The organism is Streptomyces sp. NBC_01217, from assembly GCF_035994185.1.
Taxonomy (GTDB): domain Bacteria; phylum Actinomycetota; class Actinomycetes; order Streptomycetales; family Streptomycetaceae; genus Streptomyces.
Map to the genome: position 1 here is coordinate 978,407 of NZ_CP108538.1, position 24,853 is coordinate 1,003,259.

At 69.8% G+C, this 24,853-nt stretch carries 20 protein-coding genes; 11 read left to right on the forward strand and 9 right to left on the reverse strand.

The genetic code is table 11. From position 1 onward, the window contains the following. Positions 1-21: 21 nt before the first annotated feature. On the forward strand, positions 22-1,155 hold the full coding sequence (locus tag OG507_RS04000) for a PP2C family protein-serine/threonine phosphatase (RefSeq protein WP_327365732.1): 1,134 nt from the start codon (positions 22-24) through the stop codon (positions 1,153-1,155). Positions 1,156-1,175: 20 nt separating this feature from the next. Here OG507_RS04000 and OG507_RS04005 read toward each other — a convergent pair whose 3' ends face one another. Beyond that, a complete protein-coding gene (locus OG507_RS04005) occupies positions 1,176-2,381 on the reverse strand; it encodes an FUSC family protein (RefSeq protein WP_327365733.1) in 1,206 nt (401 codons plus the stop codon). A 278-nt stretch (positions 2,382-2,659) separates the two neighbouring features. Beyond that, positions 2,660-3,448: an SDR family NAD(P)-dependent oxidoreductase gene (locus tag OG507_RS04010; RefSeq protein WP_327365734.1), complete on the reverse strand. Its 789-nt coding sequence runs from the start codon at positions 3,446-3,448 to the stop codon at positions 2,660-2,662. 233 nt (positions 3,449-3,681) lie between these two features. Between OG507_RS04010 and OG507_RS04015 the strand changes: the two genes are divergently transcribed. Next, positions 3,682-4,548 carry a hypothetical protein gene (locus OG507_RS04015; protein WP_327365735.1) on the forward strand — a complete coding sequence of 289 codons (867 nt, stop codon included), beginning with the start codon at positions 3,682-3,684 and terminating at the stop codon, positions 4,546-4,548. Positions 4,549-4,624: 76 nt separating this feature from the next. Here OG507_RS04015 and OG507_RS04020 read toward each other — a convergent pair whose 3' ends face one another. After that, complete coding sequence (locus tag OG507_RS04020) at positions 4,625-6,133, reverse strand: glutamate synthase subunit beta (protein WP_327365736.1); 1,509 nt, start codon at positions 6,131-6,133, stop codon at positions 4,625-4,627. A 338-nt stretch (positions 6,134-6,471) separates the two neighbouring features. Here OG507_RS04020 and OG507_RS04025 point away from each other — a divergent pair, with 338 nt between their 5' ends. Together OG507_RS04025 and OG507_RS04030 are read left to right on the forward strand one after the other, a co-directional pair. After that, a complete protein-coding gene (locus tag OG507_RS04025; RefSeq protein ID WP_327365737.1) occupies positions 6,472-6,801 on the forward strand; it encodes a hypothetical protein in 330 nt (109 codons plus the stop codon). A gap of 56 nt (positions 6,802-6,857) precedes the next feature. Then, the gene (locus OG507_RS04030) at positions 6,858-8,024 is read left to right on the forward strand and encodes an MFS transporter (protein WP_327365738.1); all 1,167 of its coding nucleotides are present in this window, start codon (positions 6,858-6,860) and stop codon (positions 8,022-8,024) included. A 125-nt stretch (positions 8,025-8,149) separates the two neighbouring features. Here OG507_RS04030 and OG507_RS04035 read toward each other — a convergent pair whose 3' ends face one another. The 6 genes from OG507_RS04035 to OG507_RS04060 form a co-directional block, all read right to left on the reverse strand. Beyond that, the gene (locus OG507_RS04035; protein ID WP_327365739.1) at positions 8,150-9,394 is read right to left on the reverse strand and encodes a cytochrome P450 family protein; all 1,245 of its coding nucleotides are present in this window, start codon (positions 9,392-9,394) and stop codon (positions 8,150-8,152) included. After that, the gene (locus tag OG507_RS04040) at positions 9,391-10,365 is read right to left on the reverse strand and encodes an amidohydrolase family protein (RefSeq protein ID WP_327365740.1); all 975 of its coding nucleotides are present in this window, start codon (positions 10,363-10,365) and stop codon (positions 9,391-9,393) included. Before OG507_RS04040 ends, OG507_RS04035 begins: the two co-directional genes overlap by 4 nt. Continuing rightward, positions 10,362-11,249, reverse strand: coding sequence for an NAD(P)-dependent oxidoreductase (locus tag OG507_RS04045; protein WP_327365741.1), 888 nt, complete (start codon positions 11,247-11,249; stop codon positions 10,362-10,364). The genes OG507_RS04040 and OG507_RS04045 overlap by 4 nt, the downstream gene beginning before the upstream one ends. Beyond that, entirely contained in the window at positions 11,246-11,584 is a 339-nt protein-coding gene (locus tag OG507_RS04050; RefSeq protein WP_327365742.1) for an antibiotic biosynthesis monooxygenase family protein, read from the reverse strand. Before OG507_RS04050 ends, OG507_RS04045 begins: the two co-directional genes overlap by 4 nt. Positions 11,585-11,840: 256 nt before the next feature. Next, the gene (locus OG507_RS04055) at positions 11,841-12,770 is read right to left on the reverse strand and encodes an LLM class F420-dependent oxidoreductase (protein WP_327365743.1); all 930 of its coding nucleotides are present in this window, start codon (positions 12,768-12,770) and stop codon (positions 11,841-11,843) included. A 190-nt stretch (positions 12,771-12,960) separates the two neighbouring features. Continuing rightward, on the reverse strand, positions 12,961-14,004 hold the full coding sequence (locus tag OG507_RS04060) for a PP2C family protein-serine/threonine phosphatase (RefSeq protein ID WP_327371857.1): 1,044 nt from the start codon (positions 14,002-14,004) through the stop codon (positions 12,961-12,963). A 191-nt stretch (positions 14,005-14,195) separates the two neighbouring features. On the opposite strand from OG507_RS04060, the gene OG507_RS04065 reads away from it, so the two are divergent. The 7 genes from OG507_RS04065 (at position 14,196) to sbnA (ending at position 24,833) form a co-directional block, all read left to right on the forward strand. Next, entirely contained in the window at positions 14,196-14,351 is a 156-nt protein-coding gene (locus OG507_RS04065; protein ID WP_327365744.1) for a hypothetical protein, read from the forward strand. Between the two features lie 622 nt (positions 14,352-14,973). After that, entirely contained in the window at positions 14,974-15,333 is a 360-nt protein-coding gene (locus OG507_RS04070; protein WP_327365745.1) for a peptidoglycan-binding domain-containing protein, read from the forward strand. 342 nt (positions 15,334-15,675) lie between these two features. Beyond that, entirely contained in the window at positions 15,676-18,210 is a 2,535-nt protein-coding gene (locus OG507_RS04075; RefSeq protein WP_327365746.1) for a Pls/PosA family non-ribosomal peptide synthetase, read from the forward strand. 64 nt (positions 18,211-18,274) lie between these two features. Further along, on the forward strand, positions 18,275-21,532 hold the full coding sequence (locus tag OG507_RS04080) for a non-ribosomal peptide synthetase (protein ID WP_327365747.1): 3,258 nt from the start codon (positions 18,275-18,277) through the stop codon (positions 21,530-21,532). 22 nt (positions 21,533-21,554) lie between these two features. Beyond that, complete coding sequence (locus OG507_RS04085; protein ID WP_327365748.1) at positions 21,555-22,559, forward strand: TauD/TfdA family dioxygenase; 1,005 nt, start codon at positions 21,555-21,557, stop codon at positions 22,557-22,559. Continuing rightward, the gene (gene sbnB, locus OG507_RS04090; protein ID WP_327365749.1) at positions 22,556-23,626 is read left to right on the forward strand and encodes a 2,3-diaminopropionate biosynthesis protein SbnB; all 1,071 of its coding nucleotides are present in this window, start codon (positions 22,556-22,558) and stop codon (positions 23,624-23,626) included. The genes OG507_RS04085 and sbnB overlap by 4 nt, the downstream gene beginning before the upstream one ends. 127 nt (positions 23,627-23,753) lie before the next feature. Further along, positions 23,754-24,833, forward strand: coding sequence for a 2,3-diaminopropionate biosynthesis protein SbnA (gene sbnA / locus OG507_RS04095; protein WP_327365750.1), 1,080 nt, complete (start codon positions 23,754-23,756; stop codon positions 24,831-24,833). Positions 24,834-24,853: the final 20 nt, after the last annotated feature.

Here is a 24,853-nt window from a genome sequence, read left to right on the forward strand (position 1 = left end):
CTGGTGAGGTATCCCGGAAGCATGGTTGCCCGGCGATTCCTGCAGTCGTTCCGCGAGTCCCGAAGGCGCAGGAACGCTCTCGTGGCGGTGCCGTTCGCGCTGATCGCCCTCGTCACGGTCGTGGACGTCATCGCGCCACCGGAAGTCCATCTCGGCCCGTTCCTGGTGGCGGCGCCCGCGCTGGCGGCCTCGTTCACCGGGCCTCGCATGACCGCTTTCGTCGGTGCGGTCGCCGTGCTGGCCCAATCCCTGGTGGCCATTGTGCGCACCAGTATCAACGACCTGAATCACACCTACCAGATCATCGCGCTCGTCCTGATCTCCGGCTTCGTCACCTTCTTCGCCCATCTGCGGCAGCGGAACGAGCGGGCGGTGACCCAGCTGCGTTCGGTGGCCGAGGCGGCACAGCACGTGGTGCTGCGGCCGCTGCCCAAACGCAGTGGCCCGCTGCGTATCGCCTCGGTCTATCTGGCCGCGGAGGCGGAGGCGCAGATCGGCGGCGACCTCTACGCGGCCACCCGCACCGACGGGGGAACCCGCATGATCATCGGTGATGTGCGCGGCAAGGGGCTGTCCGCGATCGGTGAGGCGGCCAGCGTCCTCGGTGCTTTCCACGCTCTTTCCCGCCAAGAGGCGCAGCTGTCCGATCTGGTGGCGCATCTGGAGGAGAGCGTCGCTCTGGATCAGGACTGCATCTGTCACGAGGAGGAGGACGGGGAGGACGACCACGAGCGCGCGGAGTCCTTCGTCACCGCGGCGGTTCTCGACATCCCCGATGCCTCCACCGAACTCCGTCTGGTCAGCTGCGATCATCCGCCGCCGCTCCTGCTGCGCGCGGGAGAGGCGTTCCCGCTCCATGTCCGCGTACCGGCCCCGCCGCTGGGTCTGGCGCATCTGCTGGTCACCGAGCACACGGCGGAGACGTTCACCTTCGACGTCGGTGACACCCTGCTTCTGTACACGGACGGTGTCATCGAGTCCCGGGACCGGTCGGGGGCCTTCTATCCGCTCATGGAGCGGGCCGCGTCGTGGACCGGCGGGGGCCCGGAATCCCTGCTGGAGTCGCTCTGCGACGACCTGGTGCGGCACGCCGGCGGCAGCCTGGACGACGATGCGGCGCTGGTCGCCATCGAGCGGCTTCCGGCCTCCGGGTGAGGCCACGGGACCGGGCCGCTTCAGGTCCGGCTGCCCCGCAGCCGGCGCGATACGGCACGCAGCCAGGGGTGGCGTTCGTGCACTTGCTCCGAGCGCCGGTCGAGTTCCTTGCCCAGGCGTTCGGTGCGCTTGTCGATGTCGAGTTCGTCCAGAATCCGGTCGATCTCGGCGAGGAGGGCACCGTGCAGCTGCCACTGTCTGGGGTGCTCCTGGACGTCTTCGAGGAGCTGGTGCGCCACCCGGTCCCTGGTCGCGCGGCTGACGGCGAGTGCGTGGGCGAGCCGGGTCTCCGCGTCCTCGGCGTTCTCGGCGACGGGGGTGGTGATCAGCTCCGCGAAGCTCTCGATGGCACCGGCCATCTGTCCGAACAGGTCCGTCAGGGATGCGGCCACGTCCGCGGGGAACAGTGTCTCCTCGGTACGGGCCTTGGCCAGATCGGTCAGGGTGCGTGAGAGCACCCGGAGCACCACGGCGCAGATCTCCAGGGTGTCCAGACCGGTGCGCAGCACGACCCGGTACAGCAGCCCCTGCCGGACGCGCGGATTGAGGGTGAGGCCTTCCTCGGCCTGTCGCAGCGAGGCGTCGACCTCCACGATGTCGTGGTCCAGCCGACGCGCTTCGTGGAGCCGGTCCGCCGCCCGCTGGACGGGGATGTGACCGCCCACGTCCTCCCCCATGGCGCGGAGCATCCGTCCCATCGCGCGGGCCAGACTGTCGATGGAGGCACCCGCGGACTGCACCCACACGGGTGGTGCGAAGAGCAGGTTGAACAGCAGTCCCACACCCGCGCCGATGAGTGTCTCCAGCACGCGGTCCCATGCGGTGGCGGCGACCTGCGAGACGCCCAGGACCAGCATCGCGCTGATCGCCACCTCGGGCACGAACTCATCGACCCGCACCAGCCTCCCGACGATCAGCGAGGCGAAGATCGTCAGCCCGAGGCTCCACCAGTTGAGCCCCACCAGGGAACTGAACGCGCTGGCGATGACCACCCCGACGATGACGGAGTTCACCCGGCGGATCCCCGTGGTGAGGGTCGCGTAAAGGGTGACCTGTACAACGAGGAGTGCGGTGAGCGGGGCCGTGAGCGGTGCGGGGAACGGAAGGGTCCACACCGCCACGACATAGGCGATGACGGCAGCCGCCGTGGAACGCAGGGTCTGCGCTCCGACGGGCTCGGTGGTCCGCCGGACAAGCTTGATCACGGGCTCGGATACTCGTGCCATCTCCTTCCCATGCCCATCCGTACGCCGCCACAGCGCCTCGACGCACCGAACCCCACCGTACGGACGTGCCGAGGGGGCGGGGGCGTCGGCTCGCGAATCCCACGTGTACATGGCCGTGATGGGTGTTGTCGGTGAGGAGCTGATTCGGCGTCGCGCCGCCGGAGGGCCGGATCGAGGACCTCGTGTCCGTCGATCCGCCATGCGTCGACGGTCGTACCGCCCGCATGTCCGGGGTCCACGGCCGGTACACCACCATCACGCCGGCCGAGTCTCTCCCGTCACAGGGTCGTGATCAGTCCTCCGTCGATGACGAAGTCGGATCCGGTGACGTTGCCGGCACGGCCGCTCGCCAGCAGCAGTACCAGATCGGCGACTTCTTCCGGCCGGGTGAACCGCCCGGTCACCGACTGGGCCGCAACCCCCTGGACGACGGCGTCGGGTGCGCTGCCTCCGGCCGCGGCGACGGTGGTGGCGACGCCGCCCTCCCCCAGCCACATGTCCGTCGAGACGGGTCCGGGACTGACGGTGTTGACCCGCACCCCGTGCGGGCCGGTTTCCTTGGACAGTGCCTTGCAGAAGTTGGTCAGCGCGGCCTTGCTCGCGGAGTAGTCGATGATCAGGGGATCGGGCAGAAAGGCATTGACCGAGCTGACCGTGACGATGGAACCCGAGCCGCTCTTGATCAGGTGCGGCAGGGCGGCGCGCGTGGCGCGGACGGCGGTGAGGAAGTTGACCGTCCAGGTCCAGGTCCAGTCGTCGTCGCCGACGGACAGGAAGCCGTCCGCTCGCGGACGTACTGCCCCGACGTTGTTGACCAGGATGTCCAGCCCGCCGAACCTGGCGACCGCCTCCTCGACCGTCTCCCCCGGTCCCTCGGGCCGGGCGAGGTCCACCTGCACGAAATGAACGTCCCTGCGCTCCGCCAGGCCGGACAGGGCTTCGGTGGGAGTACGGGAGGCGGCGACCACACGCACGCCCTCGTCGGCGAGAGCCTGTGTCACGGCAAGACCGATGCCCTTGCCCGCACCGGTGACCACGGCCGCCTTGCCTGCCAGTTGCAGATCCATTCACGGGCTCCCAGCGAAGAACGGCACCGACCCCGGCGGGCTCAGGCGCGGTACGGAACGAAAGGCACCGCACTGTGAGCGACGCCGGACTCAGCTTCTCCGGATCCGGCAGCGACGGCGCGCCCCGGACCGCGGCAGAGTGATGCGGCGGACCGTCCGGGTGAGAGCGGGTCGGCCGGAACCCGCTGCCTCGCTCTGGCCAAAGCCGGGAGGCGTGGTCTATTCCTGTCCACATGGATGGTGTGCTGTGGCTCGTCCTGAGCACGAGCGGGCTCCTGGTGCTTCTGAATCTGGGCATCGGCGCCCTGGCTCTGTGGAGTTACCGATCCGGCCTGTGGGCGACGGAGCGTCTGCTCGCGTCGGGCGAGGTGGATGTGTATCACGCGACCTGGCTGATCGGGTCCGGGTACGAGCGCTCGGCGCCCTGGGGAAGGGAGCGTGAAGCGGCCGAGACGGCCCTGCGGTCGCTGACCGGCGCAGGGCTGGTGCACCTCGACCAGGACGCACGCCTCGTACCGACCGCAGAGGCGGATGCGGATGCCGGTGCCGGTGCCGGTGCGGATTGCGAAGACGAGGCGGATCAGCAGGGTGTGCGGTCTCCGGAGCATCCGCTGGACCTGGAGGCATGGCAGTTCACCTTCGGTTCGTGGTCCGTCGGACACCCGGTGACCGTGGAGGCGCTCGCCGCTCACCCCGCTTTCAAGACAGCTTGCGCGGCTCATGCGGAGCGGCTGTCCGGCTATCTGCCGTCCTACCGGATACGGCACGACGACCGTGCCCGGCGCGCTCCGTTCGCCGTGGGGCTGATCGTGGCGGGTTGGCTCACGCTCGGCACCTGTCTGCTGCTGGGGTGGAGCGTGTTCGGCGAGCCCGGCACCGGGCCCGGGGGCCCCGCGGCCGTCGTCGGCGTGCTGGCGGCGACACTGGCAACCGCCGTGCTCTCCGTGATCGTCCTGGTGGCCTTGCACTACTTCATCTGGCAGGCGTGGCAGGACCGCTGGCCCCGACGGCTGCGCGAACACTGCAGGGATGTGGTCCAGCGGGAATCCCGCGACTGGCTTCCCTTGTCTCGCATTCCATGGAGTGACGACGGCCACTGATCTCACGCACGCACGACGGCCGGCGAGTTCACGGTTCGTCACGAAAGTCCGTGCGTGGTATCCGTCTCTCGTGGGCTCAGGCGACCAGGGGCCGGTCCTGTGGGGCGATGGGCGCCGGAAGCACCGTGGAACCGCTCAGATAGCGGTCCGTTGCGGCCGCGGCGGCGCGTCCCTCCGCGATGGCCCACACGACGAGCGACTGGCCGCGTCCCGCGTCACCGGCGATGAACACCCCGCCGGCCCCGGCGCGGCCGGTCCGCCCGGCAGGCTCCACCGTCTCGGCCGCGAAGTCGGCGTTCCGGGCGAAGTTTCCCCGGTCGTCCAGCGTGAGCCCGAGCTGCCGCATGAGGCCGGTGCCCCGTTCGGGGCCGAAGAAACCGAGGGCGATCAGGACCAGGTCCGCCGGTATCACGTGTTCCGTCGCCAGCCGCGGCCTTCGGTCCTCGGGCTCCACCTCCGCCAGGCGCAGCGCGCGCACCCGGCCCGACCTGTTCCCCTCGAAGCTGAGGGTGGCGCAGGAGAAGACTCTCGGGTCGGCGCCCGCTCGCCCCCGGGCCTCCTCATGGGCATGGGATATCCGGTAGACCTTCGGATAGACGGGCCAGGGTTCGGTGTCCCGTCGGCTGTCACCGGGCTCCGGATTGATGTCCAGCTGTACGACGGAGGCGGCGCCCTGGCGCAGGGCGGTGCCCAGACAGTCCGAGCCGGTGTCCCCGCCACCGATGATCACCACGTGCCGGCCCTCGGCGGTGATGACCGGCACGTCGGGATCGCCCTGTTCGACCCGGTTAGCCAGGGTCAGGTAGTCCATGGCCTGGTGGATGCCGTACAGCTCGCGGCCCTGGACGGGCAGTTCCCGCCTGCCCGTGGCGCCGACGGCGATGACGACCGCGTCGTGCCGCTCCGTGAGTTCGGTGGCGTCGAGATCACTGCCGACGTCCACGCCCGTGCGAAATCGGGTGCCTTCCGCGCGCATCTGCTCGACGCGGCGGTCCAGGTGACACTTCTCCATCTTGAAGGCGGGGATGCCGTAGCGCAGCAGCCCTCCGATGCGGTCGGCGCGCTCGTAGACGGCGACGGTGTGGCCGACGCGGGTGAGCTGTTGTGCCGCCGCCAGTCCCGCGGGGCCGGAGCCGATGACGGCGACGGTCCTGCCGCTGAGCCGCCCGGGCGGCTGCGGCGTCGCGTATCCGCGGGCCCAGATCTGGTCGGCGATCGCCTGTTCGACATTCTTGATCGTCACCGGATCGGCGTTGATGGTCAGCACACAGGCGTCCTCACACGGCGCCGGGCACAGCCGCCCGGTGAACTCCGGGAAGTTGTTCGTCGCGTGCAGCCGCTCGGCCGCCGCCCACCAGTCACCCTTCCTCGCATACGCGTTCCACTCGGGGATGAGGTTTCCCAGCGGGCAGCCGTTGTGGCAGAAGGGTATGCCGCAGTCCATGCAGCGCCCCGCCTGCTCGGACACGAGCGGCAGCCGGGCCTGCCCCGCGTAGACCTCGTCCCAGTCGCCCAGCCGTTCCTCGACGGGGCGGGCCGGGACGGACCGGCGGGGGGTCTTGAGGAAGCCGTAGGGGTCGGTCATGCGCCGTCTCCGTCGCTGACTCGCGGTGCACAGGCGTTATGACCAGACTACGCCCCTATACCACTCTTCTTCCGTTTTTTCCCTGCCATGCTGCCACCCTGGCCGGCTGTCGCCCGTACGGGTGGTGCATCCCTGGGCACGGTCGTAGCGTCGATTCAGGAACAACCGCTGCGAGAAGGGGTCGCCCGCGTTCGAGTAGTGGCAGAACAGGCAGCTGGGGAGCCGATATGCAAAGAGACACGTTCAGAACAGCGGTCATGCTGTGTGCGGCTGCGGCGCTCACGGCGGCAGTGGTACCGGCATCCGCATCCGCAGGGTCACACCCGCACGCTCACGCGGTGGCGGTCGACTGTTTCTCGGAACCTCAAGTACGCCCCGGCGACTTCCTGCTCGCCTGCGGGGACGGCAACAACCGCCTCATCGCACTTCGGTGGTCCGACTGGGGACACACGACCGCTGTGGGCCGAGGACTCGATGCGGTGAACGACTGTCAGCCCTTCTGCGCCGAGGGCACGTTCCACTCCTACCCCGTCACCGTGAGGCTCGACCGACCGACGTCCTGGAAGAAGAACCCCGACCTGCAGCGCTTCACCCGGCTGCAGCTCGTCTACACCGACGGCACGCCCTCCCACACGCCGCGGCACGTGACGTACCGGCTCTGGGACTGACGATCCGCGCGTTCCCCCGGTCCGCCCCGCGAACTCGTGCGCCGGGCGCGGCCGCGATGAGGGGTTATCCGGCCGCGGCAGCGGTGTTCGCCGTCGGGATGGCCGGGACCACGCTGCCCACGCCGTTGTACGGGCTCTACCAGGAGCAGATCGGGTTCTCCGAGCTGATGGTGACCGTTGTCTTCGCGGTGTACGCCGTTGCCGTCATCACCGTGCTTCTGGTGGCGGGAAACTACTCCGACAAGGCCGGCCGCAGGCCCGTACTCCTGTGCGCCCTGGTCCTGTCGGCCGCGAGTGCGGGCTGCTTCCTCCTGGAGAGCGGTCTGCCGCTGCTCTTCGCGGGGCGGCTGCTGTCCGGCTGCGCGGCGGGCCTGCTGAGCGGCGCGGCGACAGCGGCCGTCATCGAGCTGGCCGGTCCCGGGCAGAAGGTGCGGGCCGGGTTCGCCGCCACCGCGGCGAACATGGGCGGTCTGGGCTGCGGGCCGCTGCTCTCCGGCCTCCTCGCGCAGTACACGCCCTGGCCGCTGATGATGCCGTTCTGGGTCCACCTGGGCCTGGTGGCGGTGGCCTGCGCGATCACCTGGTTCCTGCCCGAGACCGTGGCCGAGCCGAAGCGATGGCCTCCTCTGAAGCCGCAGGGGATCACGGTGCCTCCAGAGGTGCGGGGAGTGTTCAGGCCCGCCTCGCTGGCGGCGTTCGCCGGCTTCGCGCTTCTCGGGCTGTTCACGGCGGTCGCGCCGAGCTTCGCCTCGCAGACGCTGGGGGTGCGCAACCTGGCCGTTTCCGGCGCCGTGGTGTTCTCCGTGTTCCTCGCCTCGACCGCCGGGCAGTCCCTGACGCCGCGGATCGGCGCGCGCCGCGCGCTCCCCCAGGGGTGCGCCGTCCTCGTCGTCGGTCTGCTGCTGGTGGCGGCGTCGCTGGTCGCCGAATCCATGCCGCTGCTCGTCCTGGGAGCCCTGTGCGGCGGCGCCGGCCAGGGACTGGCCTTTCGCGCGGCGCTCACCATGGTCAGCGGCGCGGCTCCGGCGCAGCATCGTGGCGGCACCATTTCGGCGTTCTTCGTCGTCGCCTACGCCGGGATCTCGCTGCCGGTGGTCGGGGTGGGCGCCATGGCCGTCTGGCTCGGGCTGCGCCCGGCCGGGCTGATCTTCACGGGCTGTGTGATCCTCCTGGCGGCGGGCGCCGGAGCGTACTCCGCGCTCAGGCCGCCGGTGGCGTCGTGACCGGTCACGACCGCGACCGGGCGGCGGACGCCCGCCGAGGCCCGGACCGGTGACGCACGGCGTCCGGGCTGCCCCGGGGTGTCCGGGGCAGCCCGGGGTGCATGCCGGTGTTCTCCCGCTGCCGGTCAGGGCGCGGCGGGCGCGAGCACGACGGGCAGTTCCGCGAGGCCGCGGAAGGCCGGGAACGGAACCTCCAGCCAGGTCGCCTCTCGCGCCGGATCCGCCAGAGCCACTCTCGGGAAGCGGCTGAGCAGACCTGTGAGCGCGAGTTGCGTCTCCAGTCTGGCCAGAGGCGCTCCCAGGCAGTAGTGGATGCCGTGTCCGAACCCCAGATGGGCGCTTTGCGCATTCTTCGGCCGCATCACATCGAACTCGTCCGGAGAGTCGAATTTCCGCGGATCGCGGTTGGCCGAACTGATCGCGATCTGGACCAGGGACCCCTTCGGGATCAGTGTCCCTGCGATCAGTACGTCCTCGGTCGCGTGGCGGAACGTCGCGCTCTCCACCGAGCCGTCGTAACGCACCAGCTCCTCCACCGCCTGCCCGACCAGCTCCGGGTTCTCCCGCACGGCACGCAACTGCGCGGGATGGGTGAGGAGGTGGTGGACGGCGTTGCCGATGAGGTACGCGGTCGTCTTGTGACCCGCGAACATCAGCAGGAACGCAGTCGAGATCAGCTCCTCCTCGGTGAGTCCGCCGTCTTCGTCGCGGGCCGCGATGAGTGCGCTGAGCAGGTCCTCGCCGGGGTGGGCGCGCTTTCGCGCCAGGAGATCCGCGAAGTACGCGTGCAGTCCCTCCTCCGCCTTCTGCTGGGCCTGCTTGGACTCCTTGCTGAATCCCGTCTGCGCCACCGTGGTGGACAGGCGTTGCAGCTCGGACCTTTCGTCCGGCGGGACGCCGAGCAGTTCGCAGATCACGATGATCGGCAGCGGGAACGCGAACGCCTGCAGCAGGTCGACGGTTTCGCGGGGCGCGCAGTTGTCCAGCAGCGTGCCGACGACGTCCTGGATCCGCGGCCGCAGCGATTCGACGCGGCGCGGGGTGAACGTGGAGCTGACGAGCTTGCGCAGCCTGGTGTGCTTGGGCGGGTCGGAGTTGAGCATGTGGTCGTCCAGCGCCACCGACGAGTCACCGAAGATCCTTCGGTAGGCGTCCATGGCCCCGTACATGTCCTTGCTCAGCCGCGGATCCGCCAGGGCCGCCCTCGCGTCCTCGTACCGTGTGATCAGGTACGTGTCGACGCCGTGCGGCGGCCGCATGGGGCAGACGGGCGCCGTCTCCCTGAGGTTCGCGTACACCGGGTGCGGGTTTCGCCGGTACTGCGCGGTGCACCGCTCGGCCGCGGTGACCGGATCGTCCACTGTGGTCACGGACGGCTCCCGAGGTCGAAGACAGCCTCGGCGTTGCCGCCGAGAATGAGCTGCTGGGACGCCTTGTCGATCGGCAGCTTCTCGATCATGCGCATGAACTCCTCCAGGGGCACCGACATCGGCGGCGAGTCGGTGCCGAACAGCATCCGCTCCGGCCCCAGCACCTCTGCGTTGAGGCCCAGGTGCGCCGGGCTGAACGTGCTGGTGTCGACGTACATGCGGCGCAGCGCCGCAGCCGGATCGGCCGCCGGCGGCATGGCGGAGGCGGGCGGGGTGGCGGACGGTGCCTGCGGCTTGCCGCCGCCCCAGTGCCGGGGACGCGCCGCCGTCTGCAGGCGCTCGGGCAGCAGCGCGAGCGCGCCGCCGCCGGTGGCACCGATCAGCCGCAGGTCCGGGTACTTCTCCAGCCACCCCGCGAACGCGATCATGGCCATGCCCATGGTGACGTCGCCGAACCGGCCGATCTGCTCGACGAAGCCGAAGTCGTCGACCCGGTCCGTGCCGATCGGTTCGGCCGGGGCGTGCACCAGGACCGGCACTCCGGTCTCGGCGGCCAGCGCGAAGAAGGAGTCGGCCCGCGGGGAGCCGAGCAGTTCGCCGTGGACGCTGGAGGTGGTGATCAGGCCGACAAAGGCGGGATCCCGCAGGGTCTCGCGGACCCCTTCCAGGTGATCGTCGTCGCCGAACGGGTTGGCGTACACATACCCGCGCAGTTGGTCGGGGAAGGAGCCGACCAGCCCCGACATCCAGGCGTGGAAGGCCCGGAGCCGGTCTCTGGGCTGTGCGTAGTTGTCGACGCCCGGTACTCGCGCCATGGCGCCTGCGCCGACCGGGCTGCCGATGATGGTGAGGTCGATCCCCGCCTGGGCGCGGGCGGCGAGCATGCCGTCGACGTCGGTCAGGCTGGGAGGCATGGGGAAGCGTCGGGCGGCCTCCGGTGGGGACAGATGCCCGTGGATGTCGATGATCACGTGTGGGTTCCCGGGTTCGGTGTGATGGCGTGGGCGATCGCGACACAGTCCTCGTCGCCATGCCCCTGGTCGGTGGCGCGGAGGTGGGTGTGCGCGGCCGCGGCGACCAGCGGAAGCCGCAGTCCGGCCGCCGCTGCCTGGTCGGCGGCGAGCATGAGGTCCTTGGCCATCAGGCTCAGCCGGAAGTCCGGCTTGTCGAAACGCCCGGCGGCCAGCCGCTTGGACTTGTACGACATGACGGGTGAGGCGAAGCCGCTCCCGGCGATCGTGTCGAGGACGAGCTTGCGGTCCAGTCCGGTGGCGGCAGCCAGCTCGACGGCCTCGGCCAGAGCCTGCACCTCGATTCCCATCAGCAGGTTGAGGAGCAGCTTCATCCGCATGCCGGAACCGAGTTCGCCGAGGTGGACGACCTCCTTGCCCAGCAGTTCGAGCAGCGGCCGCCCCGCGGTGAAGACCCGCTCCTCGCCGCCGACGAAGAGCCGCAGCTCACCGCTGCGGGCATGCTCTCGGTTGCCCAGCATGCCGACGTCCAGGACGGAGTGCAGGTCGCCGGTGAGACGGACGACCTCCTCGGGTGCGACCGTGCTGGCGCAGACCAGGGAGCCGGAGTACGGGCCCCCGGTCAGCACCCCGCCCGGTCCGTGGAGCACGGCGGCGAGGGCCTCGCCGTCGGTCACGGTGCAGATGGCCGCGCTCGTGCCCTCGATAGCCTCGGCCGGATGGGCCGCGCCGACGGCGCCCGCCTGGATGAGCGGCTCGGTCCGCCCCTCGGTGCGGTTCCAGACCCGTACCTGGACGCCCTGCTCAAGAAGGCGGGTGGCCAGGCCCGTGCCCATGGTGCCGAGTCCGAGGACGGCGACGGGGCCGGTGGTGGGGTGCGTCATGCTTTCACCCCCACGGTCTCCTGAATGACCCGGTAGCGCAGCGACTGGGTCTGGTCGACCCAGACGCGCAGCGGGGCCAGCAGCGCGCGGTGGTCCTCGCCCTGTTGCCAGGCGAAGAAGTGGTCGGGCGTCTCCCATTCGCTGGTGATCACCCATTGACGGGAGTCGTCGATGGGTTCGCCCAGGCGGTCGATGATGTGTCCGGGAACGCTGGCGACGGACTTCCGTATTCGCTCATACGCGTCCAGGAACCCCTGCTCACCGCCCTCGATCACGTGGACCGTGTACACCACGGAAAGCCGGTCGGCTGAGCGGCCGTTCTGCTCAGTGTGCATGTCTCCTCCTGAAGGCTGAGATCTGGCAGAGCACGACTCCCACGGACTCATGGCCCCCGTGGCCACGCAACTCCGGCGTGGCCACGGCCCAATGGACAGAAGGCGGCCCCCGCGTTCGCTGGCCCGGTCGGGTGAGATCCGGGGCCTGCCCGGAGGTGGCTCCGAACGCCTCACGTCACAGCGGCGGGCCGGCCGCGCGGCAGCCTCCGCGGGCAGGCCTCTCCGGGCGGCGGGCCCGGACACCGTCGCGCGGGTGTCAGATGCCCGCGGCGCGCGCCGCCTCGTACACCTCGGCCGCCACGTCGATCAGCTCCGCGGCGTCGCGCGTCGTGCCCTGGAGATCGAGCAGGAACTCCGGTAGGCCCGTCTCGGCGTGTGCCACCAGGTCCTCGACGATCTGCGCCACGCTCCCCTGGAAGGGCGCTCGGCCCGCTCCCTCGAACGGCTTGGCGCTGTACTGGGCGTTGGCACGGACACAGACCTCGACGGGACGTTCCCGACCGCGCTCGGCGGCCATGTCCTGCACCCGTTGCCACTGCTCGGCCAGCTGTGCGACGCCCATGGCCACGGGCATCCAGCCGTCCGCCCGGTCCACCAGACGGCGGGCGGCGCGCGGGCTGTTCGCAGGCAGGTAGACCGGGATGGGGCGCACCGGCTTGGGGCCGACCTCGGAGGGGGCGATGGTGGTCAACTCGCCCTCGTACGAGACGGGATCGGGGCCCCAGACGGCCGCGCACACGTCCAGCAGCTCGTCCAGGACAGCGCCACGCCGCTCGAAGGGCGCGACGGAGGCGGCGGCGTACTCGTCCAGGGACCATCCCGTGCCGAGGCCCGCGATCACTCGCCCGCCGCTCGCGACGTCCAGCGAGGCGAGCGAGCGGGCCAGTTGGAAGGGCACGTGCAACGGCGCGATCAGGACGCTGGTGCCGAGCCGGGCCCGCTCGGTGGCCGCGGCGGCCAGCGCGAGCGTGACCAGCGGGTCGGCGACGCTGCGGTACTGGTCGGGCCAGGGCAGCCCCGGAACGCCGTACAGCCCCTGGGTGGCGGGCTCGGGGAACAGGACTCGCTCGAAGACCCACAGGCTCGTGTATCCGGTCTCCTCCGCGGCGCGTGCCACCAGGGCGACGTCGCGACCGATGTCGTACTGCTTCATCTGCGGGAGACCGAGTCCGAGTGAGATCGGCATGTATGCGCTCCTTCATGATGATTGCGGAGCAACTACCGTAGGACAGGCGCTCGCTGAAGCCGGTGGACATGCCGACGCGAGGGGGAGAAAGAAGGATGACCACCGACCACCGCGGGTCTGGAGGAGGCCCGGTTGCGCGTCGAGCGTGCCATGAAGGCCCCAGGGCCCGTCCGGCGGCTCAGGGCCGGGATCAGCGATCCGTGTGGTGGCGTCCCGGACGGGTGTGGGGGGTGGGGCTGCGGTGAATCGCGATGAAGGCCGCGTCGTCGCCCAGATGCCCCCCGGCGTGGGCGAGGAGATCGCCTCGCAGGTGGTGCAGGAGCGACTCCGGGGAGGCCTCGGTCCACCGGGCGGCCCGCTCGGGAAAGGGGTAGAAGGATCCGGCCCGGTCGCGTGCCTCGATGACGCCGTCCGTGTAGAGAAGGAGGGTGTCGCCCTCCTCGAAGGTGAACACGTCGACGGCGTAGCCCGTCGGCCCCGTGCCGCCGACCCCCAGTGGGGGCGCGGGGTGCAGGCTCGGGACGGTGACGGCGTGGCCCGGGCTCAGCAGCAGCGGTGCGGGGTGTCCGCAGCTGGTCATCCGGCTGATGTTGCCCTGGTCGGGGATCTCCAGCAGCAGAGCGGTGGCGAAGCGCTCCCCCGCCTCTTCCTCCGGCTCGAAGTCGGCCTGGTAGCGCGAGACGCTCCGTTCGAGGGCCGCGGCCAGTTCGGGCAGGCCGGTGTGCTGGTGGGCGGCCTCGCGGAAAGCGCCGAGCACGAGGGCGGCCTCTCCGATGGCGGCCAGACCCTTGCCCCTGACGTCACCGATCAGCACCCGGGTTCCGTCCCCGACGCGGGTGGTCGCGTACAGATCACCGCCGATCTGGGCCTCGTCCTCGGCGGCCAGGTACAGGCAGGCGATCCGCAGCGGGCCGATACGGTCCGGGAGCGGCCACAGCAGCACATGCTGCGCGGCTTCGGCCACCGACCGCACCCGGGCGAGTTCCCGTCTGCGCCGCTCGCGTACCACGCAGAAGCACACCACCACGGCCGAGAGCACGGCGAGGGCGGCGATCTGCACGATCACGTTCCGGGAGGTCAGCACGCCGAAGTGCAGGCCGATGTACGCCTGGGCCGCCACCGCCAGGAGGCCGACCGCTCCGGTCAGCAGGGGGCCGGCGAAGGAGGCGGTGATCGCGGGCGCGATGACCAGCAGAGGCCCCAGGTGGACGTCCTCCGGCACCAGGAGGTCCATGACGGTGATCACGACGATGAGCACGAGGGGAATCGCCAGCAGGGCATGGCTCGGCCGCCATACCTGCGTCAGACCCGGAAAGCGTTCGCTGAGGCCCACGTCTTCCACAGTGCACCGGTCCCGGGCGGCTGACGAGTCGGCCGGGCGTTACGCTTTTTGTGTAGGCATGCGTTCCGACAGCGGAGGCTGCCATGAAGAAGCAGGACGAGTACCCGACGCCGTCGCAGGCAGAGGGCGAGCGGCTGGATGAGGACATGAATCCGGCCGAGGAACGGCACCCCGCCACGACGCGCACGCAGCCGTCACAGGCGGAGGGCGAGCGCGCAACGGACGAGACCGAGAGCTGACGGGGGCGGCAGCTTGAGGGTGTGCGCTTCAGGGTGTGCGCACGGCCCACGCCGGGCTGTTGGCCGGTGTGGGCCGTGGCCCCGATGTACCGGTAGAGGATGACCCGGCCCCGCGTGCCGCCCACGTTCCAGGGCCACCCTCCGCAGTCCCTCATATCGACCTCTACCTCATGGCTCCAGGCATTCCGCCCCGCCTCGAACGTCCACGTGCCGTGGCCCGTACACTCCTTCACCGCCTCGTCGAAGCGGTCATCGGGACCGGGGTCATCGACCCCGGAGGCCCTCACCCTGCCGTCGGCCGTGAACGTCAGCGTTCCGCCCCTTCCGTCGGACCAGGTGCCGCCGCCCGGACTCCTCCAGGGCTCGCCTTCATCCACGGTCCAAATCCCCCTCGCGGCAGGACCAATGAGCACCGCACCCACCGGACAGCCGCGGCATCGGCCATCCTGTCGGCGACATTGAACACGTTCAACGCATTGCCGGAAGGATCGAGGGGGTCGTCGGGGCAGCGGCGACGCAGGGGGCGTGGAACCCGGGCGTCGCGCCGCGAATGCGCGGGACCGCGCTCGCGCCCTCATGCTGGATGCGGGTCCACTTGATCCGTACGAGAGGAGTGCGCGAGATGATCCGTCGCAAGTGTGCCGCCCTCGGCGCAGCACTGCTGACCGCCGGGGCTCTGGTGACCACGACACACGACGCGGTCGCCACCGAGAAGACATGCTCACACACGTCCCCCATCGAGCGCCCCGGGCTCACCCCGGTGAGCACCGGTCCGTCCGTGAAACAGGCGCAGTGCCTGAGCAATGTGTGGGGAGGCGTGCCGAAACTCGCGGTCGACGGGGTCTTCGGCGACGCCACGTCGAAGAAGATCATATGGATCCAGGGCTGCCACGGTCTGGCCAGCACCGGAGCTGTCGACGCGAACACCTGGCAGGTGCTGTACCACCCGGCACTGGACTGCTACGACCCGTATCCGAAGTGACCGGCGTGCGCCCTGGAGCGCACCCCGGGTCACCGGGCGTACCACCTCGCGGACCGGCTGCTCGCCACTCGTATGCAGTACGCCCGGAACCGTGCGCCGCACACCGCCGGGCCTCCGGCGGCGAGGCCCTGGCGCCGTCGGGAGCTGCTGCCGCACCGGCGCGATCGGGTTCGAGTGGCAGCCCGACGGCGGACAGCTGAGACTGAGGCGACGGTTCTGGGATCGGACAGCGGATCCCGGCCTCATGGCCTTTGGACCACTCGCTCCGGCCATCGAAAAGCGCGAGCAACGGGCACCGGCCGTCATGGCCGGCGGCGATCGAAAACCCCTCAAGGAGTTCGCATGGAGGAGAAATCCGTCGAAGTCCTGACGCCCGGGCCGGATGAATCCGCGATCGACAAGCGCGAATACACCGGCCCGACGACCGGCATCGAGAAAGACCTCGCCGAGGTGCTGGCCGACGTCATGGGCGTCGAACGGGTACCGGTCGACAGTCACTTCTTCGACGACCTCGGTGCCAACTCGCTGGTGATGGCCCATTTCTGCGCACGGGTCAGGAAGCGGGCGGACCTCCCGTCGGCATCGATGAAGGACATCTACCGCCACCCGACCGTCCGGAGCCTGGCAACGGGACTCGCGGACGTCGCGCTCTTCCCCGTCAAACCGCCGGTCCCGGCGCCCGCCGGGGTGGTGACCCCGTCCGGAACGGTGCGGTACGCGCTCTGCGGAACACTGCAGTTCCTGCTCTTTCTGGGATATTCCTTCCTCGCCGGACTTGTTGCCGACCGGGGCTACGCCTGGGTCTCCGCCGGCTCGGACGTAATCGACATCTACCTGCGGTCGTTCGTCTTCGGCGGCGTCGGATTCATCGGTCTGTGCACCTTCCCGATCGTGGCCAAATGGCTCCTCATCGGCCGGTGGAAACCACGAGAGTTCCCCGTCTGGGGTCTGACGTATCTGCGTTTTTGGACCGTCAAGGTGCTGATCCACGCCAACCCGATGATCTTCTTCGTCGGCAATCCCCTGTACGTGCTGTACCTGCGGGCCCTGGGCGCACGGATCGGCAAGGAGGTCACGATCCTCTCGCGCAACATTCCGGTCTGCCCCGACCTGCTCACGATCGGCGCCGGCACGGTGATCCGCAAGGACTCGTTCTTCCTCTGCTACCGGGCGCACGCCGGCCGTATCCAGACCGGCCGGGTCACCCTCGGCCGGGACGTGTTCATCGGTGAGAAGACCGTGCTCGACATCGACACATCGATGGCCGACGGAGCCCAGCTCGGCCACACGTCCACGCTGTACAGCGGCCAGCGGGTCCCGGGCGGCCGGCACTGGCACGGATCCCCTGCGCAGCTCACGGAGCACGACTACCTGAGCATCGAGCCGGCCAGGTGCGGCACCCTGCGCAGGACCGGGTTCGGGCTCGTCACCGTGCTTCAGCTGTTCTTCCTCTACGTGCCGCTGACCGTCGGGGGCGCGTACATGCTGTTCACCCTGGTTCCGGCGCTGCACAGCCGGCTGGGTCCGGGCACGGTGGGGTTCGCCTCACCCGTCCTCTACCTCGACGCGCTGGTCCTTTCCCTCCTGCTGTTCTTCGGATTCGTCGTCCTGGGCCTGGCCGTGTTGTTCACCGTTCCGCGTCTGCTGAACCGGTTCATCGAGCCGGACAAGGTCTATCCGCTGTACGGGTTCCACTACTCGGCGCACCGGGCGATCGGCCGCATGACCAATCTGAAGTTCTTCACCTGGCTGTTCGGTGACAGCTCCTACATCGTCCACTATCTGCGCGGCCTCGGATACGACTTGTCCCGGGTCGAGCAGACAGGGTCGAATTTCGGCACGGAAGTGCAGCACGAGACCCCGTATCTGTGCTCGGTCGGCAGCGGGACGATGGTCGCCGACGGGCTCTCCATCGTCAACGCCGAATTCTCGAGCACGTCGTTCCGGGTGTCCCGGGCATCGATCGGGCCGCACAACTTCCTCGGGAACAACATCGCTTATCCCTCGGGGGCCAGGACGGGCGAGAACTGCCTCCTCGCGACGAAGGTGATGATCCCGCTCGACGGCGACGTACGCGAGGGAGTGGGTCTGCTCGGCTCGCCGTGCTTCGAGATTCCCCGGTCGGTCGAGCGCGACTCCCGGTTCGACCATCTGCGCACCGGCGACGAGTTGCGCCGCAGCCTCGCAGCGAAGAACCGCTACAACATCCGCTCGATGGTCTTCTTCCTGCTCGTGCGGTGGCTGCACTTCTTCGTGCTCACCGTGCTCGCACTGGCCAACGTCGATCTCTACGACTCCTACGGGCATGTGCTGACCGCTGCGTTCCTGGTGTTCAGCCTCGGGTTCACCGCTGTGTACTTCGTACTGGTGGAGCGCGGCATCGCGGCATTCCGTTCGCTGCGGCCGCAGTTGTGTTCCATCTACGAGCCGTACTTCTGGTGGCACGAGCGCCTCTGGAAGGTGCCTGACACCTACCTCGACGTCTTCAACGGCACCCCTTTCAAGAACGTGATCTGGCGGATGCTGGGGGTGCGGATCGGCAGCAGGGTCTTCGACGACGGCTGCTATCTGACGGAGCGGGCGCTCACCACCATCGGGAACGACTGCACGCTCAACGCGGGAAGCAAGATCCAGTGCCACTCGCAGGAGGACGGCACCTTCAAGTCCGATCGCAGCACCATCGACGCCGGCTGCACCCTCGGTGTGGGGGCCCATGTCCACTACGGCGTGACGATGGGCGAGGGCGCGGTGCTCGCTGCCGACTCCTTCCTCATGAAGGGCGAGGAAGTCCCGTCGCACGCGCGCTGGGGAGGAAATCCCGCCACGGAGTTGCGAGAAACCCCTTATCAGCCCGAGGCGCTGATCCGGCAGGGATAGCAGCGCCGCCCTTTTCGGCGCCGAACAGCACGGTGGCGACGGTGAATTGGAGTGGGACGACCAGATGGGAATACAAGTGCAGGCCGACCGGGAGTTCTGGCGCGCCGTGCTCGTCGCCGGTGGATTCACCGCGATCCCGCGGTGGACGACCGATCCGGTGACGGGTGTCGACGAACACGAGGCAACGGTTCCGGACGAAGTCGTGGCGGCGTTGGGCCGGCTGGCCGGGGACCTGGCGGTGTCGCTCGACTCGGTGCTGCTGGCCGCGCACGCCAAGGTGCTCTCCGCCCTGTCCGGCGAGCACGAGGTCGCGACCGGCTACGTCACCGCGGAGGGTGGTCTGCCGCTGCCCTGCCGGCTGACCACCGCATCCGCCTCGTGGCGGACGCTGCTGCGCGACGCCCATCGGGCCGTGTCGGATCTGCTGTCGCACCAGGACTTTCCGGTCGACGAGCTCAGGCGCGAACTGGGCCTGGCCGAAGTGCCGATGGAGGCCGTGCTCGATCCGCACGGCACGGGCGGTGAACTCGCCGGTGACACCGTGCTGCGGGTGGGTTTCTCGCAGCGCGGCGGCCGGCTCGTGCTGCGGCTGCGGTACCGGACCGACGCCCTCGACGCGGACTGCGCCGTCAGGATCGCCGGTTACCACCTCACCGCACTCGCGCTCATCGCCGCCGGTCCGGACGCCGAGCACGGGCGGCAGAGCCTGCTCTCCGCCGAGGAGTTCCGTTTCCAGTTGGAAGGGCTCGCCGGTCCGCGCCGGGAGCTGCCGGACCGCCGGTTCCACGAGCTGTTCGAGCAGCGGGTGGCGATGCACCCGGACGCCGTCGCGGCGGTGCACGGGGAGCGGCGGCTGACATACCGCGAACTCAACGCGCGCGCCAACCGGGTGGGACGGGCCCTGCTCGCGCGGGGGCTGCGCCCCGAGGGCGTCGTCGCGGTGGTGACCGAGCGCAACCTGGACTGGATGGCCGCCGTCCTCGCCGTGTTCAAGGCCGGAGGTGTGTACCTGCCCATCGAGCCGCATTTCCCGGCCGATCGCCTCGCGGCCATGCTCTCCCGCGCCGGGTGCGGGCTCGTGCTGACCGAGCCCGGCAGCGCCGCAACGCTCGACCGGGCCCTCGGCTCGCTGCCCGGGGTCCAGAAGCTCTTCGTCGGCGCGGCCCGCGAGGAGGGCCATGCCGACGACGATCTGGGCGTCCGCGTGGCAGCGGACCAGCTCGCCTACATCTACTTCACCTCCGGCTCCACGGGTGAGCCGAAGGGCGCGATGTGTGAGCACGCGGGCATGCTCAACCACCTCTACGCCAAGATCGACGACCTGGGGATCGGCGAGGGACAGGTGGTCGCCCAGACCGCACCCCAGTGCTTCGACATCTCACTGTGGCAGCTGGTGTCCGGGCTCCTGGTCGGGGGTCGGACCCTGCTGGTGGAGCAGGAGGTGATCCTGGACGTCCAGCGGTTCGTCGACAAGATCGTCGACGGCCGGGTCGCCGTACTCCAGGTCGTTCCCTCCTATCTGGACGTCGTTGTGTCCTGTCTGACGCAGCAGCGCCGCGAACTGCCTGACCTGCGGTGCGTGTCGGTCACCGGCGAGGCACTGAAGACCGGGCTGGTGCAGCGCTGGTTCGCCGCCCAGCCCGGGATCAGACTGGTCAACGCCTACGGGCTGACCGAGACCTCGGACGACACCAACCACGAGGTCATGGACCGAGTGCCCGACGGGGGCCGGGTCCTGCTGGGTCGCGCGATCAATAACGTGCGCGTCCACGTCGTCGACGAGCACCTGGCTCCGGTACCGCTCGGCGCCCCCGGTCTGATCGTCTTCTCCGGCCTCTGCGTCGGCCGCGGATACGTCAACGACCCCGAACTCACCCGGCAGGCCTACCTGTCCGATCCGCACCGTGCGGGCGCCCGGCTCTACCGGGGCGGCGACTACGGCCGCTGGCAGCCCGGGGGCAAGCTGGAGTTCCTCGGCCGCAAGGACACCCAGGTGAAGATCCGTGGTTTCCGGATCGAGATCGGCGAGATCGAGAACACGCTGTTGCGGGTGCCCGGTGTTCGCGACGGCGCGGTGGTGGTCGCCGAGCGGGCCGGTCGGAGCAAGCGCCTGGTGGCGTTCTACTCCGGTCGGCGGCCACTGGAGGAGGGCGTACTGCCGGAGCGGCTCGGTGAGTCGCTGCCCGAGTACATGGTCCCGTCGGCCTTCCACTGGCGAGAGAGTCTGCCGCTGACGACCAACAGCAAGATTGACAGGAAGGTTCTTCGGACGCTCGCCGGAGAACTCGATGTGATCCAGGACGACTTCCGCGCGCCGCACACACCGACCGAACTGCGCCTGGCGGCCGCGTGGGCGAAGGTGCTCGGCATCCCGCAGCACCGGATCGGGCGGCAGGACCACTTCTTCGACCGCGGCGGCACATCGCTGTCGGCAGTCAAGCTGGCGATCACCCTGGACCGTGCGGTGTCCCTCAAGGACGTCACCCTTCATCCGGTCCTGGCCGATCTGGCCGGGCTGGTCGACGGCAGGTCCCAGCGGCGCTCCGGGCTGCTCCAGTCGCTGTCGGAACCGGACGGTGCGCAGGCCGCCGCTGCCCTGGTGTGCTTCCCCTACGCCGGCGGCAACGCGGTGGACTTCAGGCCGATGGCCGGGGCGCTGCCGGACGGCGGCCTTGCGGTCTACGCCGTGGAGCTGCCCGGTCACGACGTGACGGCCGAGAGCGAGCCGCTCGCGTCGATGGCCGAGGTGGTCGAGCAGGTCGTCGACGAGATCGTCCGGCGTGGCCTGACCGGCGTCCTGCTGTGGGGACATTCCTCGGGCACCGCGCTCGCCGTGGAGACGGCCAGAAAGCTGCAGGAGCGCGGGGTGGACGTCCAGCGGGTGTTCCTCGCCGCGCAGCTGCTCGGCAACGCCGCCGACCGGCGCGCCGCCATCGCCGGGCTGACGGGGCGAAGCAACGCCGCGATCGCCGCAGAGCTGGGCGCGGGCGGCGGATACACCGAGCTCGGTGAGCTGGATGCGAGGCACGCCGAGCACGCCGGTGCGACCTACCGGCACGACTGCGTATCCGCGCACCGCTATTTCGCCGACGCCCTGGACAGCCCGCCGGCGCCGAAGCTGTCCGCGCCGGTCACCGTGGTCGTCGCCGCCGACGACCCGGGCACGGCGCAGTACCGGCGCCGGTACCGCGACTGGCAGCTCCTGGCCGAACAGGTCGACCTGCACGAACTCGCCGACGGCGGCCACTACTTCCTGCGCACCCGTCCGGCCGAGGCGGCGCAGGCCGTGCTGCGCGCCGCCGAACTGTTCGCCTCTTCCTGAGCGGCGACTGAAAGGAACCGATATGTCGTTCATATCCACGGCGTCGCTGGTCGACGTGGAACGGGAACCCGGCAGGCCTCCCATCCTGCGGGCCGCAACCACCGGCGACGCGCCGGGCTGGGCCGCCGAGCACCGGGACGCGCTGCGCGCTGTCGTCGCCGAGCACGGTTCGGTCCTGGTCCGCGGACTCGGGCTGCGCGACGTGGCCGGGACCGGCGCCGTCTTTTCGAGGCTGGCAGGCGGTCTGATGGCCGAGAAGGAGGTCTTCGCGCCCCGGGAGACGTACTCGGACGGCGTGTACTCCTCGACGAAGTGGCCGTCGAACCAGCCGATGTGCATGCACCACGAACTGAGCTACACGCTTGAGTTCCCCGGCCTGATGATGTTCGCCTGCGTCGGCGCGCCCACCGAGGGCGGGGCGACCGCGGTGGCCGACTCACCGGCCGTGCTCGACGCACTGCCCGCCGGGCTGACCGAGCGGTTCGAGCGGGAGGGCTGGCTGCTCACCCGCAGCTACAACGACGAGATCGGGGCGTCCGTCGCCGAGGCGTTCGGCACCGACGACCGGGGCGCCGTCGAGAGCTACTGCCGCGCCAACGCGATCGGGTTCGAGTGGCAGCCCGACGGCGGACTGCGCACCAGCCAGCGCCGCAGTGCCGTGGTGCGTCATCCGGTCACCGGCCGGCGCTGCTGGTTCAACCAGATCGCGTTCCTCAACGAGTGGACGATGGCCCCCGAGGTGCGCGAGTACCTGGTGGACGTCTACGGCGCCGACGGGCTGCCGTTCAACACCCGCTTCGGCAACGGCGACCCGATCGGCGAGGACGTCGTACAACTGCTCAACGACGTGTACGAGGCCAATACCGTCCGCGAACCGTGGCTGGCCGGAGACCTGATGCTGGTCGACAACGTCCGCACCGCGCACAGCCGGGAGCCCTTCGAGGGACCGCGCGAAGTGCTCGTCGCCATGGCCGACCCGGTGCGACTGGCCGACTGCTCGCCGACCGTCGAGGTGAGCACAGGATGACCGTCACCGGTTCCCCCGCGACAGAGGACGCGACCGCCTCGCCGGTCACCGTGCCGCCGTTCGCGGTGATCTCCGGTGCCCAGGTCCGGCGCGCCCTGCACGGGAACGAGAAGCGGATCGTGGAGCTGACCGAGGCCACCTACCGGGCGCACGGCGCCGGTGATTCGGTGAATCCGCCGTCGTACTTCCTGCGTTTCCCCGACCGTCCGTCCTCCCGGATCATCGCGCTGCCCGCCTCGATCGGCGGGACGGTGCGGGTGGACGGTGTGAAGTGGATCTCCAGCTTCCCGGAGAACGTGGCGGCCGGCGTCCCGAGGGCCTCGGCTGTGCTGATCCTCAACGACCATGACACCGGCTATCCGTTCGCCTGCCTGGAGAGCTCGATCATCAGCGCCACCAGGACGGCCGCGTCGGCGGCTTCGGCGGCGAACTGGCTCAGCCGCGACCGGCCGCGACCGGCGCGTGTCGGGTTCTTCGGGACGGGCCTGATCGCCCGCTACATCCACACCTTCCTGGTCGGCACCGGCTGGTCGTTCGACGAGATCGGTGTGCACGACCTGTCCGCCGACAGCGCGGCCGGCTTCCGGTGCTACCTGGAGCAGTCGGGCACCACCGGCCGGATCACCGTGCACGACGGTGCCGAGCAGCTGATCCGCAACAGCGACCTGGTGGTCTTCGCCACCGTCGCCGGTCAGCCCCATGTCAGCGACCCCTCGTGGTTCGCGCATCATCCAGTGGTGCTGCATGTGTCGCTGCGCGACCTCGCGCCGGAGATCCTGCTCGCCTCGACCAATATCGTCGATGACATCGAGCACTGTCTGAAGGCCGACACCTCGCCGCATCTGGCCGAACAGCTCACGGGCGGCCGGGAGTTCCTGCACGGCACATTGGACGACGTGATGGCCGGGCGGGTGTCGGTTCCCGCGGACCGGACGGCGGTGTTCTCGCCCTTCGGCCTCGGGGTGCTCGACCTCGCGGTCGGCAAGTACGTCTACGACGAGGTGGTCCGCTGCGGGGAGTTGCACGTCGTCGACGACTTCTTCCACGAGCTGAGCCGGTACGGATGAACGGACCGGGAGCCCCGGCATCCTGACCCGGGCCGGTCCCGGGAGGGACCGGCCGCACGGGCGAGAAGCCCGCCCACGGTCGGACGGACGTTCTGAAAGCGCTCTGCTCCAGACAGAGGAGATCATCGTGCCCGTCATATCCGTTCCCTACGCCTTCAACGAGGAGGAACTCTATGTCGACCTCCGGCCGACCTTCGGGCACTCCCTCTTCCTGAAGTGCGAGGGCTTCAACTTCGCCGGCTCGATCAAGTTGAAGGCCGCCACCGAGATGGTGGAGACCGCAGAGCGGGAGGGAATCCTGAGGCCGGACTCGATCCTGGTCGAGTCCTCCTCCGGAAACCTCGGCGTGGCTCTGAGCATGATCGCGGCGAGCAAGGGCTACCGGTTCCTGTGCGTGACGGACTCCCGAGGCAGCCTGTCGACCCGGATGATGATGGAGGCGTTGGGCAGCCAGGTGCACGTGATCGCCGGACAGGAGGCCAACGGCGGCTTCCTCAGCGCGCGGATCGAGTTCATCCGCTCGCTGTGCGCCTCCGACGACCGGTACGTGTGGCTCAGCCAGTACACCAATCCGAGCAACTGGAAGGCGCACTACCGCAGGACGGGACCGGAGATCGCCCGCCAGTTCCCGCAGCTGGACGTGCTGTTCGTCGGGGCCGGCACCACCGGGACGCTGATGGGCTGCGCGCGCTACTTCCGTGGGTGGCACCGGCCGGTGCGAATCGTCGCGGTGGACAGCGTCGGCTCGGTGTCCTTCGGCGGGGCGTCGGGCCGGCGGATGATTCCAGGGCTGGGGATGAGCATGCGCCCGCCTCTGCTCGACGAGTCCTATGTGGACGAGGTGATACGTGTCGAGGAGGCGGACACCATCCGCACCTGCCACCGTCTGGCCAGGCGAGGCTTCCTGTTCGGCGGCTCCACCGGCACGGTGGTCAGCGGCGCGACGAGCTGGCTGGCCCGGCACGACGCGCCCGACATCACCTCGGTGGCCGTCAGTCCTGACCTCGGTGAGCGCTACCTCGACACCATTTACCAGACCAACTGGCTGCAGGATCTCTACGGCGACGACGTACTCAACTCCGAGGAGGTGGCCGCCGGTGCCTGGGCCCCCGCCCCCGCACCACCGAAACGGTGGAGACGGCGCCTGGGCCTGCAGACCGGCGACCGCAACGGCGACCACCATCAGCTCCAGGACCGTCAGACCTAGGGTCTCTCGTCCACCAAGCG

Bases quoted from the DNA above. Each gene is read 5' to 3' on its own strand.
- OG507_RS04085 (WP_327365748.1), top strand. From the start codon at position 21,555: ATGTCGTTCATATCCACGGCGTCGCTGGTCGACGTGGAACGGGAACCC.
- OG507_RS04070 (WP_327365745.1), top strand. From the start codon at position 14,974: ATGATCCGTCGCAAGTGTGCCGCCCTCGGCGCAGCACTGCTGACCGCC.
- sbnB (WP_327365749.1), top strand. From the start codon at position 22,556: ATGACCGTCACCGGTTCCCCCGCGACAGAGGACGCGACCGCCTCGCCG.
- OG507_RS04020 (WP_327365736.1), bottom strand. From the start codon at position 6,133: ATGACCGACCCCTACGGCTTCCTCAAGACCCCCCGCCGGTCCGTCCCG.
- OG507_RS04010 (WP_327365734.1), bottom strand. From the start codon at position 3,448: ATGGATCTGCAACTGGCAGGCAAGGCGGCCGTGGTCACCGGTGCGGGC.
- OG507_RS04005 (WP_327365733.1), bottom strand. From the start codon at position 2,381: ATGGCACGAGTATCCGAGCCCGTGATCAAGCTTGTCCGGCGGACCACC.
- OG507_RS04045 (WP_327365741.1), bottom strand. From the start codon at position 11,249: ATGACGCACCCCACCACCGGCCCCGTCGCCGTCCTCGGACTCGGCACC.
- OG507_RS04080 (WP_327365747.1), top strand. From the start codon at position 18,275: ATGGGAATACAAGTGCAGGCCGACCGGGAGTTCTGGCGCGCCGTGCTC.
- OG507_RS04050 (WP_327365742.1), bottom strand. From the start codon at position 11,584: ATGCACACTGAGCAGAACGGCCGCTCAGCCGACCGGCTTTCCGTGGTG.
- OG507_RS04065 (WP_327365744.1), top strand. From the start codon at position 14,196: ATGAAGAAGCAGGACGAGTACCCGACGCCGTCGCAGGCAGAGGGCGAG.
- OG507_RS04075 (WP_327365746.1), top strand. From the start codon at position 15,676: ATGGAGGAGAAATCCGTCGAAGTCCTGACGCCCGGGCCGGATGAATCC.
- OG507_RS04000 (WP_327365732.1), top strand. From the start codon at position 22: ATGGTTGCCCGGCGATTCCTGCAGTCGTTCCGCGAGTCCCGAAGGCGC.
- OG507_RS04015 (WP_327365735.1), top strand. From the start codon at position 3,682: ATGGATGGTGTGCTGTGGCTCGTCCTGAGCACGAGCGGGCTCCTGGTG.
- OG507_RS04055 (WP_327365743.1), bottom strand. From the start codon at position 12,770: ATGCCGATCTCACTCGGACTCGGTCTCCCGCAGATGAAGCAGTACGAC.
- OG507_RS04030 (WP_327365738.1), top strand. From the start codon at position 6,858: ATGAGGGGTTATCCGGCCGCGGCAGCGGTGTTCGCCGTCGGGATGGCC.
- OG507_RS04060 (WP_327371857.1), bottom strand. From the start codon at position 14,004: ATGGACCTCCTGGTGCCGGAGGACGTCCACCTGGGGCCTCTGCTGGTC.